At 73.2% G+C, this 16,903-nt stretch carries 19 protein-coding genes; 11 read left to right on the forward strand and 8 right to left on the reverse strand.

The features are described 5' to 3' along the window. Window positions 1–8: 8 nt before the first annotated feature. Entirely contained in the window at window positions 9–1,394 is a 1,386-nt protein-coding gene (locus AB0469_RS19290; protein ID WP_366452604.1) for a DUF3152 domain-containing protein, read from the reverse strand. Between the two features lie 4 nt (window positions 1,395–1,398). Further along, window positions 1,399–2,394, reverse strand: coding sequence for an alpha/beta hydrolase (locus AB0469_RS19295; RefSeq protein WP_366452605.1), 996 nt, complete (start codon window positions 2,392–2,394; stop codon window positions 1,399–1,401). Window positions 2,395–2,525: 131 nt separating this feature from the next. On the opposite strand from AB0469_RS19295, the gene AB0469_RS19300 reads away from it, so the two are divergent. The 4 genes from AB0469_RS19300 to AB0469_RS19315 all read left to right on the forward strand — a co-directional run bounded on the left by AB0469_RS19300 (window position 2,526) and on the right by AB0469_RS19315 (window position 4,314). Continuing rightward, complete coding sequence (locus AB0469_RS19300; protein WP_366452606.1) at window positions 2,526–2,741, forward strand: hypothetical protein; 216 nt, start codon at window positions 2,526–2,528, stop codon at window positions 2,739–2,741. Between the two features lie 157 nt (window positions 2,742–2,898). Then, window positions 2,899–3,546, forward strand: a complete 648-nt coding sequence (locus AB0469_RS19305) for a TetR/AcrR family transcriptional regulator (protein ID WP_366452607.1) — start codon at window positions 2,899–2,901, stop codon at window positions 3,544–3,546. A 120-nt stretch (window positions 3,547–3,666) separates the two neighbouring features. Beyond that, window positions 3,667–3,894 carry a DUF3107 domain-containing protein gene (locus tag AB0469_RS19310; protein WP_366452608.1) on the forward strand — a complete coding sequence of 76 codons (228 nt, stop codon included), beginning with the start codon at window positions 3,667–3,669 and terminating at the stop codon, window positions 3,892–3,894. A gap of 120 nt (window positions 3,895–4,014) precedes the next feature. Beyond that, on the forward strand, window positions 4,015–4,314 hold the full coding sequence (locus AB0469_RS19315; protein ID WP_366452664.1) for a hypothetical protein: 300 nt from the start codon (window positions 4,015–4,017) through the stop codon (window positions 4,312–4,314). Window positions 4,315–4,346: 32 nt separating this feature from the next. On the opposite strand, the gene AB0469_RS19320 is transcribed toward AB0469_RS19315, so the two are convergent. Further along, window positions 4,347–5,105, reverse strand: a complete 759-nt coding sequence (locus AB0469_RS19320; RefSeq protein ID WP_366452609.1) for a ferritin-like fold-containing protein — start codon at window positions 5,103–5,105, stop codon at window positions 4,347–4,349. Between the two features lie 467 nt (window positions 5,106–5,572). Between AB0469_RS19320 and AB0469_RS19325 the strand changes: the two genes are divergently transcribed. From AB0469_RS19325 to AB0469_RS19335, 3 genes are all read left to right on the forward strand, one after another. Beyond that, complete coding sequence (locus tag AB0469_RS19325) at window positions 5,573–7,516, forward strand: DEAD/DEAH box helicase (protein ID WP_366452610.1); 1,944 nt, start codon at window positions 5,573–5,575, stop codon at window positions 7,514–7,516. A 90-nt stretch (window positions 7,517–7,606) separates the two neighbouring features. Beyond that, window positions 7,607–8,467, forward strand: coding sequence for an alpha/beta fold hydrolase (locus AB0469_RS19330; protein ID WP_366452611.1), 861 nt, complete (start codon window positions 7,607–7,609; stop codon window positions 8,465–8,467). 95 nt (window positions 8,468–8,562) lie between these two features. Next, the gene (locus AB0469_RS19335; protein WP_007266367.1) at window positions 8,563–8,715 is read left to right on the forward strand and encodes a hypothetical protein; all 153 of its coding nucleotides are present in this window, start codon (window positions 8,563–8,565) and stop codon (window positions 8,713–8,715) included. Window positions 8,716–8,781: 66 nt separating this feature from the next. Here AB0469_RS19335 and AB0469_RS19340 read toward each other — a convergent pair whose 3' ends face one another. The 4 genes from AB0469_RS19340 to AB0469_RS19355 form a co-directional block, all read right to left on the reverse strand. Continuing rightward, window positions 8,782–9,387: a MarC family protein gene (locus AB0469_RS19340; protein ID WP_079429653.1), complete on the reverse strand. Its 606-nt coding sequence runs from the start codon at window positions 9,385–9,387 to the stop codon at window positions 8,782–8,784. Window positions 9,388–9,479: 92 nt separating this feature from the next. After that, complete coding sequence (locus AB0469_RS19345) at window positions 9,480–10,346, reverse strand: PHP domain-containing protein (protein ID WP_366452612.1); 867 nt, start codon at window positions 10,344–10,346, stop codon at window positions 9,480–9,482. 138 nt (window positions 10,347–10,484) lie between these two features. Continuing rightward, a complete protein-coding gene (locus AB0469_RS19350; protein WP_366452613.1) occupies window positions 10,485–11,126 on the reverse strand; it encodes a DUF6758 family protein in 642 nt (213 codons plus the stop codon). An 83-nt stretch (window positions 11,127–11,209) separates the two neighbouring features. Then, window positions 11,210–11,794 carry a suppressor of fused domain protein gene (locus AB0469_RS19355; RefSeq protein WP_366452614.1) on the reverse strand — a complete coding sequence of 195 codons (585 nt, stop codon included), beginning with the start codon at window positions 11,792–11,794 and terminating at the stop codon, window positions 11,210–11,212. Between the two features lie 375 nt (window positions 11,795–12,169). Between AB0469_RS19355 and AB0469_RS19360 the strand changes: the two genes are divergently transcribed. Beyond that, window positions 12,170–13,282, forward strand: a complete 1,113-nt coding sequence (locus tag AB0469_RS19360; RefSeq protein WP_366452615.1) for a magnesium and cobalt transport protein CorA — start codon at window positions 12,170–12,172, stop codon at window positions 13,280–13,282. Between the two features lie 31 nt (window positions 13,283–13,313). Continuing rightward, window positions 13,314–13,820, forward strand: coding sequence for a hypothetical protein (locus tag AB0469_RS19365; RefSeq protein ID WP_042811276.1), 507 nt, complete (start codon window positions 13,314–13,316; stop codon window positions 13,818–13,820). Between the two features lie 13 nt (window positions 13,821–13,833). Here the strand turns inward: AB0469_RS19365 and AB0469_RS19370 are convergent, their stop codons facing one another. Then, window positions 13,834–14,739: a hypothetical protein gene (locus tag AB0469_RS19370; RefSeq protein ID WP_366452616.1), complete on the reverse strand. Its 906-nt coding sequence runs from the start codon at window positions 14,737–14,739 to the stop codon at window positions 13,834–13,836. A gap of 193 nt (window positions 14,740–14,932) precedes the next feature. Between AB0469_RS19370 and AB0469_RS19375 the strand changes: the two genes are divergently transcribed. Next, window positions 14,933–16,204 (forward strand): CBS domain-containing protein, encoded by a 1,272-nt coding sequence (locus tag AB0469_RS19375; RefSeq protein ID WP_042811277.1) that lies wholly within the window; start codon window positions 14,933–14,935, stop codon window positions 16,202–16,204. A gap of 166 nt (window positions 16,205–16,370) precedes the next feature. Next, complete coding sequence (locus AB0469_RS19380; protein WP_366452665.1) at window positions 16,371–16,877, forward strand: DUF1003 domain-containing protein; 507 nt, start codon at window positions 16,371–16,373, stop codon at window positions 16,875–16,877. The last annotated feature ends 26 nt before the right edge of the window (window positions 16,878–16,903 follow it).

Below are 16,903 nucleotides of genomic sequence, written 5' to 3' on the forward strand. Positions count from 1 at the left end.
CCGTCCGGTCAATTCCCGGGGAATACCCAGGGGTTGGGAAGGCAGTGAATGTCGTCGATGTCGAGGGATTTCGTCTGCTGCTGCATGATCGGCGCGAGTGAACCCGGTTTCCGGCAGCTCTCGTGCCCGTGTCCGAGCCGGTGGCCGACCTCGTGGTTGATGAGCATCTGCCGGTAGGCGAGCATCTGCTCGGCGCCGTAGGTCGGCGACCCCTGTCCCCAGCGGAACGCGTTGATCATCACGCGTTCGGTGCTGGCGGAGTCGCAGGAGACGTTGTCGATGGTGGTGTCCAGGTCGGACTTCGCGCACCACGTGCCGGTGGTGCCGGGGCTGGCCAGGGTGATGACGAAGTCGGCCTTGCCGTCCGGCACCCGCTCGAAGGTCATCGCACCGTCGTGACCCCAGCTGCGCGGGTCGTTGAGGGTGCGCTGGACGGCCTCCGCGAAGAGCTGCGGGTCCATGCCGAGGCCCTGCTCCACGTCCACGCGGTAGCGCACGACCTTGCCCTTGCCGGGGGCCTTGGCGATGCCGGGGACGGTGTCGAAGGCGCCCGTGCCGGTCAGTTTCGCGTCGATGGGCAGCTGCTGCGCCATCTGCTGCTCGTACGTCAGCGGCGGCGGGGAGGCGGGCGTGGGGCGGCCGTCGGAGCGGGAGGCCGCCTTGTCGCCGAGGGGCCGCTGGGGCGCGTCGTCCCCGGCGGCGCGTGCGCCGGAGGAGGCCGGGTCGCCCTCGCTGGTGACCTGGCCCGCGACGACGACGGCGAGCACGGCGGTGACGGCCAGCGCGGCGATCCCGGTGTAGGTGCGGACCCGGGTGCCGCGGCCGTTCGCGGGCCGGCCGGCCTCGGGGGCCTCGGGCGTGCGGGGGCCGGGTACGCGGCGGTGGGAGCCGGTGGAGGTGAGGGGGTCGGGCGCGGGGGCCCGGGGCCGTTCGGCGATCCGGGGGAAGCCGGCCGCGGGGGTGCCGAAGGCCGGGGTGTCGGTGTCGCGGGCGGGCGGTGCGGCGGGCGCGGCGGCGCGGGTGCCGCGCCGGTCGCCGTACGGGGAGGCGGGGGCCGCTGCCGCGCCCCAGGCGCCGCCCTCCTCGCGCTGTTCGGGGTGGCCGCCGGGGCGGGCCGGGGGCGGGGCGTAGCCCTGGTGCACGACGGCGGGCTCGGCGGACCGGCGGCGTCCGCCCGGCTCCCCGTGCCCGGCGGGCGCCTGCGGCGCGGGCTCGTGCGGTCGCGCCTGCGACTGCGGCTGCGCCTGCTGCTGCGGTCGCGCCTGCGGCGGGTACGGGTCGGGCGCGTAGGGCCCGGTTGCGTACGGTCCGTCCGGCCCGGGCCCGTGCGGCGACGGCGCGGGCGCCGGCTGCGGGCGGGCGGGGGCGGGGGCCTTGCGACTATGTCGTCCCACGTGCTCAGCCCTTGCCGTCTGCGGTATCTCGGTCGGTGTCCCGGGCGGCGGTGTCGCGCTGCAGCTCCCGGAAGGCGGCGGCCACCACCTCGGGGTACTCCATCATCGCCACGTGTCCGGCCTCGGGCAGGCTCAGCAGCCGCGAACCCCGGAAGGCCGCGGCGGCCTTGCGCGCCATACGGTACGAGACCAGCTGGTCCCGGCCACCGTAGACCAGCAGCGTCGGCGCGAGCACGCGCTGCGCCTGGCGCCACAGCCCGTGTTGGCCGCCGAGCGTGTAGGCGTCGACGATTCCGCGCGAGGAACGGCTCATCGCCTCCCAGAAGTACGGGAGGGCCATGCGCCGTTCCATCTCCTCGACGGCGCTGCGGAAGCCCTCCGGTGTCACCCGTGAGGGGTCTCCGTAACAGAGGGCCGTCACCCCCCGGGTGCGCTGTTCGGCCGTCAGGTGCCGGGTGAGGCGCCCGAGCAGGGCGGGCGCGCCGGGCAGGGCCAGCAGGGCGGTGGGCACGGCCGAGCTCTGCACCCGCAGCTCGGGCAGCGCGGGCGAGACCAGCGTCAGCGTGCGCACGAGGTCGGGGCGGACCGCCGCGACGCGGGTGGAGACGGCGCCGCCGAGGGAGTTTCCGAACAGGTGGACCGGGCCGCGTCCCGCGGCGTCGAGGTGACGGATGACGGCGCGGGCCATCGCCGTGATCGAGTAGTCGCGGTCGGCGGGGGGCGCGGACCAGCCGAAGCCGGGCAGGTCGAGCGCCTCGCCGTCGACGGCGTCGGCCAGCTGCTCCATCAGCGCCGACCAGTTCTGGGAGGATCCGCCGAGTCCGTGCACGTACAGCGCGGGCGGCAGGCCCTCCCGCTGCGGTGGCCGGAAACGTGCGTTCATCTCCAGGCCCGGCAGCGCGACGGTGCGCAGCCCCTCTCCCTCGCCCACCCGGACGGCTCCCACCTGGGAGGTCGGCTCGGCGGTGGACCGTACGCCCGGCAGCTCGGTCGAAGACATGGGCCAATGTTACGAGACGATCACGCTCGCCCCCTTGAGATCCCTTGTGTCCGCGGTCACAGGACCGCCTGGCGGCGGACTCCTCATCCTCCTAGGCTCGTAAGTGAACGAGCGAAGGCGAGGGGAGTGGAATGACTGTCGACCCTGCCGAACCGGACACCTTCCGGGACCGGATCGCGGACCCGCCCGACGCCGAGGCTCCGGAGGCGGACGCCGCCGAACAGCTCGCCGACATCCAGCCGCAGGAGGACGACCCGCTCACCGGAGCGGACCGGGGGGAGGCCCCCGAGGCGGACGCCGCCGAGCAGGCCCGGGTGGTACCCCTGGACGAGGAGGACTACCGCTGACAGCATCTGACAGGCGCTGACCAGCGTGTCCGGGGTGTGTCCAGGCCGTCCGCACAGCGAGAAAACTAGGCTTGAACCCACCAGATTCGGTTACCGAAAAGTACGATGGCCGCGCGGCGCAGAGCGCACTGTGTTCTTAGAGAAAGTGGGAGGCGGCGTGACAGCCATCGAGCAGACCGAGGCAGCGCGTCCGCGGGGTACGCGACTGCCGCGCCGTGCCCGGCGCAACCAGCTGCTGGGCGCTGCCCAGGAGGTGTTCGTCGCGCAGGGTTACCACGCTGCGGCCATGGACGACATCGCGGAGCGGGCGGGCGTCAGCAAGCCGGTGCTCTACCAGCACTTCCCCGGCAAGCTCGACCTGTACCTGGCGCTGCTGGACCAGCACTGCGAGAACCTCCTCCAGGCGGTGCGCGGGGCGCTGGAGTCCACCAGCGACAACAAGCTGCGCGTGGCGGCGACGATGGACGCCTACTTCGCCTACGTCGAGGACGAGGGCGGCGCGTTCCGGCTGGTGTTCGAGTCGGACCTGACCAACGAGCCGGCGGTGCGCGAACGCGTGGACCGCGTCTCGCTCCAGTGCGCGGAGGCCATCTCCGACGTGATCGCCGAGGACACCGGACTGTCCAAGGACGAGTCGATGCTCCTGGCCGTGGGCCTCGGCGGGGTCTCGCAGGTCGTGGCCCGGTACTGGCTGTCGAGCGAGAGCCCGGTCGCCCGTGACACGGCGGTGGGCCTGCTGACCTCCCTCGCCTGGCGCGGCATCGCGGGCTTCCCGCTGCACGGCACGGAGGCCGCGGAAGCCTGACCGGCCGCTGTTCGCTGCGAGCGTGTCCGCCGCGAGCCGATCGTGTCCCCTCACCGGGCTAATGTGGACCGGGTACGGCGCGGCTGATCGCGCGAACCGGACCGTCGGAGGGACAAAGCCGTGGAGGTCAAGATCGGCGTGCAGCACGCACCCCGGGAGATCGTGCTGGAGAGCGGCCTGAGCGCCGAGGAGCTGGAGAGCATCGTCGCCGACGCGCTGACCGGCACCGCGCCGCTGCTGAGCCTGACCGACACCAAGGGCCGCAAGGTCCTGGTGCCGTCCGACCGTCTGGCGTACGTGGACCTGGGCGAGCCGGCACAGCGCAAGGTCGGTTTCGGCGCGCTCTGAGGCACCGGAGTACGACTGGAGCGGCCCGGCGGATGGATCCGCCGGGCCGTTTCCGTTTCTTCCGCTTCGGGTAGGACCGCAGTGACCCGCTTTGCCCTGACGTAGGGGAGTCACCAGATGATGCTGATGGAGGCCGTCGGCTCCGGTCTGCTGGGCCTCGCCCTCGCGGGCGTGGCCGTGCGCCTGCTCTCGAAGCGCCTCCCCTCCACCAGAACGGTACTGGTCAGCGGGGTGACAGGCGCCCTTTTCGGGGCCTACCTGACGCACATGTCGCTGGGGCCGGGGCACAACACCCTGTTCGCGACCCTGCTGGGCGGAGTCGGGGTGTCGGCCGTCGTGCTGTCCCTGCTGCTGCGCCCGGCCGCCGGGGGCGGCCGGGGCCCGCGCCGCCCTCCGTTTTCGCTCCCGTCGCGGAGCTGAGGGCGGGCGCGGACGACCGTGACCGGGGAACCCTAGGCGGCGAGGCCGAGAGCGGCCATGCGCTTGGTGTGGGCCTTGGTGATCCGGGTGAACATCTCGCCGACGGCCGCCAGGTCGAAGCCGGCGGCCATCCCGTCGACGCCGCCGACCAGCATGGTGGACAGCGCGTCGCGCTCGGCCACCACGCGCTGGGCCTGCGAGAGGGCCTCGCCCATCAGGCGGCGCGCCCACAGCGCGAGCCGGCCGCCGACGCGCGGGTCGGCCTCGATGGCGGCGCGCACCTTCTCCACGGCGAAGCCGCCGTGGCCCGTGTCGTCGAGGACGCCGACGACCAGGGCGCGGGTGTCGGTGTCGAGGTGGCTGGCGACCTCGCGGTAGAAGTCGCTGGCGATCGAGTCGCCGACGTAGGCCTTGACCAGGCCCTCCAGCCAGTCGGAGGGGGCGGTCTGGCGGTGGAAGTCGTCCACGCCCTTCGCGAAGGGCTCCATCGCGGCGGTGGGCTCGGCGTCGATCGCGGCGAGCCGGTCGCGCAGCCGCTCGAAATGGTGGAACTCGGCGGAGGCCATCTTCGCCAGCTCGGCCTTGTCGGCCAGGGTGGGCGCGAGCTTCGCGTCCTCCGCCAGGCGCTCGAAGGCCGCGAGCTCTCCGTACGCCAGCGCGCCGAGGAGGTCCACGACGGCGGCCCGGTACTGCGGGGAGGCGGAGGCGGTCGCCCAGTCCTGGGCGGCGATGCCCTGCGCCCCGGCCTGGGCGTTGTCGTCGGCGGGAGATGCGTTTTCAACGGTCGACATGCTCCGCACAATAGCCCGCCGAAAGGCGGGACAAGTCACCACTCCACCGTGCTCTCCGTCCGTGTAAACCCGCCTACCTGGTGAATTCACCCGACACACCTGCGCGATTCCGGGGTACAGTGGTAATGCGCCTGCCGAATACTCGGCGGGCCATCCGAATGAGGATGCCCGGTCGGTGGCCCGATCGGCTCCACCCGACCGCCCTCTTAGCGGGGAGTACGCCCATGCGTACCGCCTCCACGAGGGGCCCCCTCAGCGGCACGAGCGCCTGAGCGATGGCAGTGGTCCCGCGCAGCTTCGTACGACCCCCGCCCCACACCGGGCGGGCGCAGTACCGCAAGCCCGGCACGGTAGGACCCCCCTCGCCGCCTCGCGCCGCGTCTCACAGAAGAGGCAGCACCCTGACTACGTTCCGAGAACTCGGGATCTTCCCCGAGACGGCCGAGGCCCTGGAAGCCGTCGGCATCGTGTCCCCCTTCCCGATCCAGGAGATGACCCTCCCCGTCGCCCTCTCCGGCACGGACGTCATCGGCCAGGCGAAGACCGGCACCGGCAAGACGCTCGGTTTCGGCCTCCCCCTGCTGGAGCGGGTCGTCGTCCCCGCGGACGTCGAGGCCGGCCGGGCCACGCCCGCGCAGCTCACCGACTCCCCGCAGGCCCTCGTGGTGGTTCCGACCCGCGAGCTGTGCACCCAGGTCACCAACGACCTGCTGACCGCGGGCAAGGTCCGCAACGTCCGCGTCCTCGCCATATACGGCGGCCGCGCGTACGAGCCCCAGGTCGAGGCGCTCCAGAAGGGCGTCGACGTGATCGTCGGCACCCCGGGCCGCCTGCTGGACCTGGCCGGGCAGAAGAAGCTCGACCTGTCCCGCGTCAAGGCCCTCGTCCTCGACGAGGCCGACGAGATGCTCGACCTGGGCTTCCTGCCCGACGTCGAGAAGATCATGAACCTGCTGCCGGCCAAGCGGCAGACGATGCTGTTCTCGGCGACCATGCCGGGCGCGGTCATCGGTCTGGCGCGCCGCTACATGTCGCAGCCGACGCACATCCGCGCCGTCTCCGAGGACGGCGAGGGCGCGACCGTCGCCAACATCAAGCAGCACGTCTTCCGCGCGCACAACATGGACAAGCCGGAGCTCGTCTCCCGCATCCTCCAGGCCGACGGCCGCGGGCTCGCGATGATCTTCTGCCGCACCAAGCGCACGGCCGCCGACATCGCCGAGCAGTTGGAGCGGCGCGGCTTCGCCTCCGGCGCCGTCCACGGCGACCTGGGCCAGGGCGCCCGCGAGCAGGCGCTGCGCGCGTTCCGCAACGGCAAGGTCGACGTGCTGGTGTGCACCGACGTCGCCGCGCGCGGCATCGACGTCGAGGGCGTGACCCACGTCATCAACTACCAGACGCCGGAGGACGAGAAGACCTTCCTGCACCGCGTGGGCCGCACCGGCCGCGCGGGCGCGAAGGGCACCGCCGTCACCCTGGTCGACTGGGACGACATCCCGCGCTGGCAGCTGATCAACAAGGCGCTGGAGCTGGACTTCCACGACCCGGTCGAGACGTACTCCACGTCGCCGCACCTGTACGAGGAGCTGGGCATCCCGGCCGGCACCAAGGGCATCCTGCCGCGCGCCGAGCGCACGCGGGCCGGCCTGAAGGCCGAGGAGCTGGAGGACCTGGGCGAGACCGGCGGGCGCGGTGGCCGTGGCGGCCGCGGCGCCGCCGCTCCGGCCGAGGAGCGTCCCGCCCGGACCCGTACGCCGCGCCAGCGCCGCCGCACCCGTGGCGGCTCGGAGGTCGGCGCCGAGGCCGAGGCCGCGTCCACCGCGGTGGCCCCGGCCGCGGAGGCCCCCGCCGACGACGAGCCGCGCCGTCCGCGCCGCCGCCGCACCCGGCTGACGGCCGCGGCCGTGGCCGCGGTCAACGAGGCCGAGGCCCCCGTCGCCGAGGCGCCGGCGGTCGAGGCCCCGGCTCCGGCCGTGGTCGCGGTCGAGGAGGCGGCGGTGGTCAAGCCGCGCCGCACCCGGACCCGCAAGACGGCCGCCGCGGCCGTCGAGGCCCCGGCCGCCGAGGCCCCCGTGGCCGTGGCCGAGGCTCCGGCCGAGGCCCCGGTCGTGGCCGAGGAGGCTCCGGCGAAGCCGAAGCGCACCCGGACCCGCAAGGCCGCCGTCGCCGAGGCCCCGGTGGCCGAGGCCCCCGTGGCCGCCGCCCCGGTCGCCGAGGCGTCGGCTCCGGTCCGGCCGCGCCGGGTTCCGACCCGCAAGTCCGTGGCCACCCCGATCCCGGACGTGGTCATCGACGAGGCGCCGGTCGCGCCCCGTCGCCGGACCCGCAAGGTGGCCGCCCCGGCCTCCGAGCCGCAGTTCCAGATCGCCCCGCCGAGCGAGCCGGTCCGCACGACCCGCCGCTTCCGGTAGGCACGGGCGCACGACGGTACGGCCCCGGTCCCCTTTCGAGGGGCCGGGGCCGTCCTCGTTCCCGGGCCTACGGGCCGGTAACCTCGGGCCATGAGCAAGCCGCCGCGCCTCACCCTGCCCCCCGCCGCCCGTGCGTACCGCCTGACCACCTCCCGCGGCGAGTTCGCCGTGCACGAGGCGGGCGAGCCCGAGCACGGCACCGCCCTGCTGGTCCCCGGGTTCACGGGCAGCAAGGAGGACTTCATCGCCCTGCTGGAGCCGCTCGCCGCCGCCGGGTACCGGGTGGTCGCCGTCGACGGGCGCGGGCAGCACGAGAGCCCCGGCCCGCGCGAGGAGTCCGCCTACGAGCTCCACGAGCTGGCCCTCGACCTCCTCGCCCAGGCCGGGGCCCTGGGGGGCGCGGGGCCGCTGCACCTGGTCGGCCACTCCCTGGGCGGGCTGGTCTCGCGCGCCGCGGTCCTGCGCGACGCCTCCCCCTTCACCTCCCTCACCCTGATGAGCAGCGGCCCCGCCGCGATCGCGGAGGAGCAGCAGGCCCGGACGAAGCTGCTGGTCGCGGCGCTGGAGGCGATGCGGGAGGACATGCCGGCCGTCTGGGAGGCCATGCGGGCCCACGACCCCGCCGACGCCGTCCCCGACGCGCCGGAGCTGGCCGCGTTCCTGCGCGGGCGCTGGCTGGCCACCGTCCCGGAGCAGCTGATCACCACCGGCCGGATCCTGGTGTCGGAGCCGGACCGGGTGGAGGAGCTGGCGGCGGTGGCGCTGCCGAAGCTGGTGCTGTCGGGGGTGGTCGACTACGCCTGGCCGGTACCGCTGATGGACGAGATGGCGGTCCGTCTGGGCGCTTCCCGGGTGGTGGTCGAGGGCGCCGAACACTCCCCGAACGCGGAGAACCCGCAGGTCACCGCGGTTTCTCTAGTGGGCTTCTGGCGATCCTCGACCACCCGGTAGTTAGCTAAGGAAAAAATTTCCTTAGCGTAGGGAATGTTTCTGAGGGGCGCCTGGTTGAACCCTGTGCAAGGAGAACACCGACGAAGGGAGAAGCCGTGCGCTTCGAGATTCTGCGCCTGGACGACGTCGACGGAACCGCCGTGGACAGCACCGTCGTGGACGCGGCCTCCGTCAACCGGATCGTGCAGCAGGCGGCCGCGATCGGCCAGCGCATCCTGATCCGACCGGCCGAGAGTGCGTCCTCCTGATGCTTCCCGAAACGCCCCCGTACCGATCCGGTACGGGGGCGTTCGCATGCGCGGGGCGGTGCGGGGTCAGGCGCCGTGGACGACCTGGAGCACGCCGTTGATGATCTGCTGGACGGCGATGGCCGACAGCATCATGCCCGCGAGGCGGGTGACCAGGACGACGCCGCCGTCCTTGATGATCCGGATGATCACCAGCGAGTAGCGCATGGTCAGCCAGAGGACCACGTGCATCGCGGCGATCGCGGTCCAGACGGAGAGCTGCCCGCCGAAACCGTCGGCCTTCTGCACGGCCAGGATGACGGAGACGATCGCACCGGGACCGGCCAGCAGCGGCATGCCCAGCGGGACGAGCGCGACGTTCACGTCCTTGGTCTGCTTGGGCTCGTCGGTCTTGCCGGTGAGCAGGTCGAGCGCGATCAGCAGGAGCAGCAGACCGCCGGCGATCATCAGGGCCGGGACGGAGACGTGCAGGTAGTCCAGGATCTGCTGGCCGCAGATGCCGAAGGTCGCGATCACGCCGAAGGCGACGCAGACGGCCTGCCAGGCCATGCGGCGCTGGACCTTGGCGGGGCGGCCCGAGGTCAGGGCGAGGAAGATCGGCGTGATGCCCGGCGGGTCCATAATCACAAAAAGCGTGAGAAAAAGGGATCCGAAGACGGCGAAGTCGAACACAGTGATGCCTTGCATAGAGGGGTGTTACGAAAAAGGGCGAGGGGGAAGGGCGCACGTGAGCCCGGTGGCCGCGTCACAGCGGCCGGCGGCGCTCAGGCGCGGGCGTCTCCGCCGGCGCCCGGAACGGGGAAGGCCCCGGTCGCACGGCGCGTGATCTCGCCGTAGATCTCGGGGTCGGTGGTGTACTCCCCGAGACGGCAGGTCTTGCGGCTGCCGTGGTAGTCGCTGGAACCGGTCGTCAGCAGACCGAGGTCCCCGGCCAGTCCGCGCAGGCGCGCGCGGGTGTCGGCGTCGTGGTCCATGTGGTCCACCTCGATGCCGTCCAGGCCCGCCGCCGCGAGGGCGCCGATCGCCTCCTCGGGCACGCACACGCCGCGCTTGACGGCGGCGGGGTGCGCGAAGACGGTGACCCCGCCGGCCGCCTTGACCAGGCGGATGGCGTCGAAGGGGTCGAGCTCGTGCTTCTCGGCGTAGGCCCGGCCGCCGTCGGCGAGCCAGTCCGCGGTGAACGCGTCGGAGACCGTGGGGACGACCCCCAGCTCGACCATGGCGGTCGCGATGTGCGGGCGTCCGACGGAGCCGTCCCCCGCGATCCGGGCGACCTGCTCCCAGGTCACGCCGACACCGAGCTCCTGCAGCTTGCCGATCATGGCCTGGGCGCGCGGGGTGCGGTCGTCGCGGACGAGCTCCCGCTCGCGGGCGAGCTCGGGCTCCTGCGGGTCGAAGAGGTAGGCGAGCATGTGCAGCCCCACCCCGTCGAGCCGGCAGGACAGCTCGGCCCCGGTCACCAGCGTGAGGCCCCGCGGCACGGCCGCGATCGCCTCGGCATGTCCCCCGACGGTGTCGTGGTCGGTCAGCGCGACCACGTCCAGCCCCGCCGCGGCGGCATTGCGCACCAGCTCGGCGGGGGTGTCGGTGCCGTCGGAAGCCGTGGAGTGGGCGTGCAGGTCGATGCGCACAGCCGGGCTCCAGGGTTCGGGCGGACGAGGGGGACACTCCAGGGTACCCGTGCCCCGAGCCGCCGGAGGCCCCGGGCGGCGGGGCGGGGACGAAGGCTCGCGGCGCGGGCCCCCCGCCCCCGCCGGGGCGTCCGTCCCTCAGGGCCCCAGGATCCTGGGGCTCAGGGCTCCGCACGGGACCAGTTCGACTTCGGCGCCCGCGTCGCGGAGGTCGGCCAGGACGAGTTCGTCGTACATCAGGAGGCCCGACTGCTCCGGCCAGACGATGGCCCACAGCCACAGTCCGCGGGCCTCGCCCGCGAACACGGCCCGGTCCTCCGGGGCCCCCTTCACGTGCCACAGCGGGGTCGGACGGCCGTCGGTGACGACCTTGGCGTGGGGCGGGCCCGAGACGTCGAGGCCCGGGCCGGGGTCGGGGCCGTCGATGCCCGCGAAGCGGGCGCCGAGGCCCACGCCCAGTTCCTCCGCGACCAGCAGCATCTCGCCCAGGCCGCCCAGCGGGCCGGGGCCGGTGCAGGCCACGACCGTGGCCCGGCCGCCGGTCCGGTCGTCACCGGCGGACGCCACCCCGGTGAACAGCCATCCCACCGGCAGCGGCCACGGCATCCACACCGGCACCTTGGACCGGTTCGCCACCACGCCGAGGCCCTCCACGCTGGGTGGGAGGACCGGCTGCAGCGGATGGACGGGGCCGTGCACGGCGCACTGCCAGGAGTCGGAGAAAAGACCGGGCGCGCGGACCCGGCCACCACACTTCGGGCAACTCGGTTCGCCCCTCATAGGAAGCACGCTCCTCCCCGCCCGGCGCCCCGTCAAGACACGATCACCCGTCCGGATGGCGTCCGTACCCGCGGGCCCCGTGCTCAGTCCAGTGCGACGGCCGTACGCAGAGGGTCCCGCAGATCCGTGCCGCGCGCGAGCCAGCGCTCCTGGAGGGCGGCCGCGCCGTGCACCCGCTTCCAGGCGGCCTCGTTCGCCGTCATCGGCAGCAGGGGGAGGAAGCGGACGGGCTCCATCGGCTCGTCCAGTTCGAGGTCCTCGACGAGTCCGCCCGGCTCGGCGACCAGGACCGAGGTGAACGGCGCTCCCTCCCACAGCGGTTCGCCCACGTCCAGGGAGGCGCCGGGGGCCACGACGAGCCCCTCGACCACCGGTGAGGCGGCCAGCACCGCGAGCGGCCGCAGCACCTTGTCGGTGGGTGCGAGCCCCGCCCGTACGGTCAGCACGAGCTCGGCGCGCGGGCCGCGCACCGGGTCGGCGACCACGGCGGTCGGATCGGTCATGGGATGCGCGGACATGCCGAGGGTCGCGTAGCGGACGAGGTCGCCCTCGGCGAAGCGGAGGACCTCGATGCGGTCGGTGCCCAGGAAGGTGACGGCGGCGCGGGCGTCGGGCTCGCCGAACGCGCTGCGGAGCCGGGCTTCGACGAGGGCCGGAATTTCTGCCATGGAGCGAGCATAGAACTCCTATCCGCCGGGTAAAGACAGGCGTTTGACCATCCGTCGGCTGATAGTGTTGACAGCTGGTCGGGGCCGCTGCGCAGAAGCGTTGTTTCCAGGCTCCGGCGACAGGACGTCCCCCACGGGGGACCGGCCGGAGGAGGTGGGGCTGCGATGGACCGAAGTCGATCGTGCAGTACCAATCGCTCTTCGGCGACTTTCCAGGGTGGCTCCAGCCCCCTTTGATCTTCTGATCAGCAGAAGAGCGACGGCAGAACTTTGTCCTCCCGTCCTGTTTCCCTCCGTCCGCACGGGCCTGTCCGCCCACTGCCGGAGGGCCTCCCACCCGTGCGGTCCGCAGCCGCGCGCGAGAAGGAGCCTGCCATGTCGATGCTGCCCTACCTCCGTGCCGCCGTCCGTCCGGCACTGCGCAAGTCCACCCCCGTCCAGCCCGGCTACGACACCACCCGCGACCCCTCCGCGAGCAGCGCGGTGGTCGACTGCGCCGTCTACCGCGACGGCCGGCGGGCGCAGGGCGACTGCCTGACGCCCCGTGAGGCGCTGCGCCGGGTCCGGGAGGACGGCGGGTTCGCCTGGATCGGGCTGCACGAGCCCACCGAGGCCGAGTTCGCCGGCATCGCCGCCACGTTCGGCCTGCACCCCCTCGCCGTGGAGGACGCGGTGCACGCGCACCAGCGGCCGAAGCTGGAGCGCTACGACGAGACCCTCTTCACCGTCTTCAAGACGATCCACTACGTGGAGCACGCCGAACTCACCGCCACCAGCGAGGTCGTGGAGACCGGCGAGGTGATGTGCTTCACCGGTCCCGACTTCGTCATCACGGTCCGGCACGGCGGCCAGGGCTCCCTGCGGACGCTGCGCCACCGCCTCCAGGACGACCCGGAGCTCCTCGTGCGGGGCCCCTCGGCGGTGCTGCACTCGATCGCCGACCACGTGGTGGACGGCTACATCGCGGTGGCCGCGGCCGTGCAGGACGACATCGACGAGGTGGAGAGCGCGGTCTTCGCCGCGCCCGCCAAGGGCGTCGCCCGGGGCGGCGACGCGGGCCGCATCTACCAGCTGAAGCGGGAGGTGCTGGAGTTCAAGCGGGCGGTCTCGCCGCTGCTGCGGCCGATGGAGCTGCTGAGCGAGCGGCCCATGCGGCTGGTGGACCCGGACATCCAGAAGTACTTCCGCGACGTCGCGGACCACCTCGCCCGGGTGCACGAGCAGGTGATCGGCTTCGACGAGCTGCTGAACTCCATCCTCCAGGCGAACCTGGCCCAGGCCTCCGTCGCCCAGAACGAGGACATGCGCAAGATCACCTCCTGGGCGGCGATCGTCGCCGTCCCCACGATGATCTGCGGCGTGTACGGGATGAACTTCGACCACATGCCGGAGCTGCACTGGCGCTACGGGTATCCGATGGTGATGGCCGCGATCGTGGGCAGCTGTTTCGCCATCCACCGGACGCTGCGGCGCAACGGCTGGCTGTAGCGGGCGGGAGCGCAGCGCCTACGCTGTGCGCATGACTCTCAGCGCACTCGACCTGGCCCTCGTCGAGGAGGCCTCCAAGAAGTCCGGCCTGATCTGGGTCCGCGGGGCGGGCGCCGACCGGGCCCTGTGGCACGCCTGGGTGGACGGCGCCGCGCACGTGCTCGGCGACGGTCCCGGCGAGCAGCCGTTCCCCGGGCTCGCCGACGGCGCGGCCGCCGAGGTGACCGTACGCAGCAAGGACAAGGGCGGCCGGCTCGTGGCCTGGACCGCGGCGGTACGGGAGCTCGCGCCGCGCACCGGGCCGTGGGAGGCCGCCGTGGCCGAGCTCAAGGGCAAGCGGCTGAACGCACCCGACTCGGAGGAGATGACGGAGCGCTGGGCCCGCGAGTGCCGGCTGCTGCGCCTGGAGCCGGTGTCGGTGGCCGACCGGCTGCCCGAGGGCTCGCTGGCCGCGGCGCCGCTGGGCTCCCCGGCGACGACCCGCAGGCCGATCCCGGCGGGGCTGCCGAAGCTGCTGCTGAAGCGGAAGAGGAAGTAGCGGCCGGGGCCGCTCAGCCACCGGTCGGGTTGGAGCCCTGGCCGGAGGAGCCGGCACCCGTGCCGCCCGTACCACCGGTCCCGCCGGTGCTTCCCGAACCGCCCGTGCTGCCCGTGCCGCCCGTGGTGGCGCCCTTCGACGGGGCCGGGGAGGCCGTTCCGGTGCCCGCGCCCGTCCCCGTGCCCGCGCCGTCCTTGGTGGTCGGCAGCTGGGAGCCGTAGTCCACGGTCTGGTCCTGCGCCGGGGCCTCCAGAGGGAAGGTTTTGCCCCACTCGGACAGCTCCACGCGGCCGGCGCCGCCCGCCCGCTCCATCATCAGCGGGTACGGGGTCCCCTCCAGGGACACCGTCAGCTTGCCGCCCTTGCCCGCGTCGGCCGAGACCGGCACCGCCTTGGTGTGGCCGACGCTGGTGTAGCCGCCCTTGGTGAGCTTGCCCTGGAGGCCGAGGAGCCCGTCGAGCAGCACGTGCATGTCGGTGAACCCGCGGAACTGCTTGTAGGTGGGGTCGCTCTCGGGGACCTTCACGTACTTGTCGCCGAGCTTGCCGGCCGAGTCCGACTTCCCCCAGAAGGCCGCGCTCGCCTTCAGGTACAGCTGTTCGCCGACCCGCAGCACCTGGAAGGTGTCCGTCTGCGACTTCACCTGGCCGGAGCCGCCGTCCGCCTTGAGCCGCAGGTCGAGGGTGAAGGTCTTGCCGCCGCTGACCAGCGTGCCGGAGAGGCGGACCGATTGGGCGGCGGTGGCCGCGGCCTTCGCCTGGCTCTCGATCTTCTCGGGGGCCTGCTTGCCGACCCCGTTCGTCCCCTTGTCGGGGTCCGTCTTCTCCGCGCAGCCCGTCCCGGTGACGGCGATGCCCGCGCACAGGGCACCGATGAGGGCGGCCCGGCGCAGCCGTACGGCGGAGGGGTAGGCGGTCACGTCGGTTGCCTCTCGTCGTTGGTCGGCCGGGACACCTCCCGTGATGGCCGGGGGAGCAGCAGGCAGCGTACCCGCCTGCGGAACCGGGCCCGCCGGACCCCCGGCCGGACTGCCCCACCAGGACGCTTTCCCCCGGCAGGGGCTAGCCTGAGGCACGGCATGACTGGTGATCGACGCTCTAGGAGGCGCTCGGATGGGTGCAGGCGCCCCGCGGATCTTCGTCTCGCATCTGTCGGGTGTGCCCGTCTTCGACCCCAACGGCGACCAGGTCGGCCGGGTCCGCGACCTCGTCGCGATGCTGCGCGTCGGCGGGCGCCCGCCCCGGCTGCTGGGCCTGGTGGTCGAGGTGGTCAGCCGGCGCCGGATCTTCCTGCCGATGACCCGGGTGACGGGCGTGGAGTCCGGTCAGGTCATCACCACCGGCGTCGTCAACATGCGGCGCTTCGAGCAGCGGCCGACCGAGCGGCTGATCATCGGCGAGCTGCTGGACCGCCGGGTCACGCTGGTGGCCAGCGGCGAGGAGGTCACCGTCCTGGACGTGGCCATCCAGCAGCTGCCGGCCCGCCGCGACTGGGAGATCGACCGGATCTTCGTCCGCAAGGGCAAGGGCGGCGCGCTGCGCCGCCGCGGCGAGACGCTGACCGTGGAGTGGTCGGCGGTGACCGGCTTCTCCCTGGAGGAGGAGGGCCAGGGCGCCGAGAACCTGGTCGCCACCTTCGAGCAGATGCGCCCGGCCGACGTGGCGAACGTGCTGCACCACCTGACGCCGAAGCGGCGCGCCGAGGTGGCCAACGCCCTCGACGACGACCGGCTCGCGGACGTCCTGGAGGAGCTGCCCGAGGACGAGCAGGTGGAGATCCTCGGCAAGCTCAAGGAGGAGCGCGCCGCCGACGTCCTGGAGGCGATGGACCCGGACGACGCGGCCGACCTGCTCTCGGAGCTGCCCGAGGACGACAAGGAGCGGCTGCTGACGCTGATGCAGCCGGACGACGCGGCCGACGTGCGCCGCCTGCTGTCGTACGAGGAGAACACCGCGGGCGGTCTGATGACGACGGAGCCGATCGTGCTGCGGCCCGACGCGACCGTCGCCGACGCGCTGGCCCGCGTACGCCAGTCGGACCTGTCGCCGGCGCTGGCGGCGCAGGTGTACGTGTGCCGGCCGCCTGACGAGACGCCGACGGGCAAGTACCTGGGCACGGTGCACTTCCAGCGGCTGCTGCGGGACCCTCCGTTCACCCTGGTGAGCTCGATCGTGGACACGGACCTGCCGCCGCTGCCCCCGGACGCCTCGCTGCCCGTCGTGACGAGCTACCTGGCCGCGTACAACATGGTCGCGGCGCCCGTCGTCGACGAGAGCGGCTCGCTGCTGGGCGCGGTGACGGTCGACGACGTCCTGGACCACCTGCTGCCCGACGACTGGCGGGAGACGGACTTCCACTCCGAGGAGGCCGTCAGTGGCCACTGAACGCGGACGCGGCGAGGCGGCGCGCGAGCGTCGGCGGGAGCGGCGCGAGCAGGCCCGCGAGGGGCTGTCGGAGCGGCTGGAGGAGGCGGCGCGGCAGCGCGGCGAGCGGGCGGCGGAACGTTCCTCCGAGCGGGCGCGCGGCGGCGCGCCCTCGGGGGCCAGCGCGCTGACGCGGTCCCGGGTGCGGCTGGACCAGCCGCGCCAGGACCGGCGCAAGCTGCTGCCCGAGTACGACCCGGAGGCCTTCGGGCGGCTGTCGGAGCGGGTCGCGCGGTTCCTCGGCACGGGCCGGTTCATCGTCTGGATGACCCTGGTCATCGTGCTGTGGGTGCTGTGGAACGTCTTCGCGCCGGACCACCTGCGCTTCGACCAGTACCCCTTCATCTTCCTGACGCTGATGCTGTCCCTGCAGGCCTCGTACGCGGCCCCGCTGATCCTGCTCGCGCAGAACCGTCAGGACGACCGGGACCGGGTCACGCACGAGCAGGACCGCAAGCAGAACGAGCGGTCGATCGCGGACACCGAGTACCTGACGCGGGAGATCGCGGCACTGCGGATGGGCCTGGGCGAGGTCGCCACGCGCGACTGGATCCGCTCGGAGTTCCAGGACCTGATCAAGGAGATGGACGAGCGGCGGCTGTTCCCCGGCGAAAGTGACGAAGGCGACCGCTGATCGGCTTACCGGAGCCCTGCTACCGA

Source organism: Streptomyces sp. NPDC093801 (assembly GCF_040701585.1).
GTDB lineage: Bacteria > Actinomycetota > Actinomycetes > Streptomycetales > Streptomycetaceae > Streptomyces.

What these genes read in the sequence shown, in the direction of transcription:
- AB0469_RS19295 (WP_366452605.1), bottom strand. Translation starts at nt 2,394, where the DNA reads ATGTCTTCGACCGAGCTGCCGGGCGTACGGTCCACCGCCGAGCCGACC.
- AB0469_RS19300 (WP_366452606.1), top strand. Translation starts at nt 2,526, where the DNA reads ATGACTGTCGACCCTGCCGAACCGGACACCTTCCGGGACCGGATCGCG.
- AB0469_RS19315 (WP_366452664.1), top strand. Translation starts at nt 4,015, where the DNA reads ATGCTGATGGAGGCCGTCGGCTCCGGTCTGCTGGGCCTCGCCCTCGCG.
- AB0469_RS19320 (WP_366452609.1), bottom strand. Translation starts at nt 5,105, where the DNA reads ATGTCGACCGTTGAAAACGCATCTCCCGCCGACGACAACGCCCAGGCC.
- AB0469_RS19330 (WP_366452611.1), top strand. Translation starts at nt 7,607, where the DNA reads ATGAGCAAGCCGCCGCGCCTCACCCTGCCCCCCGCCGCCCGTGCGTAC.
- AB0469_RS19350 (WP_366452613.1), bottom strand. Translation starts at nt 11,126, where the DNA reads ATGAGGGGCGAACCGAGTTGCCCGAAGTGTGGTGGCCGGGTCCGCGCG.
- AB0469_RS19355 (WP_366452614.1), bottom strand. Translation starts at nt 11,794, where the DNA reads ATGGCAGAAATTCCGGCCCTCGTCGAAGCCCGGCTCCGCAGCGCGTTC.
- AB0469_RS19360 (WP_366452615.1), top strand. Translation starts at nt 12,170, where the DNA reads ATGTCGATGCTGCCCTACCTCCGTGCCGCCGTCCGTCCGGCACTGCGC.
- AB0469_RS19365 (WP_042811276.1), top strand. Translation starts at nt 13,314, where the DNA reads ATGACTCTCAGCGCACTCGACCTGGCCCTCGTCGAGGAGGCCTCCAAG.
- AB0469_RS19375 (WP_042811277.1), top strand. Translation starts at nt 14,933, where the DNA reads ATGGGTGCAGGCGCCCCGCGGATCTTCGTCTCGCATCTGTCGGGTGTG.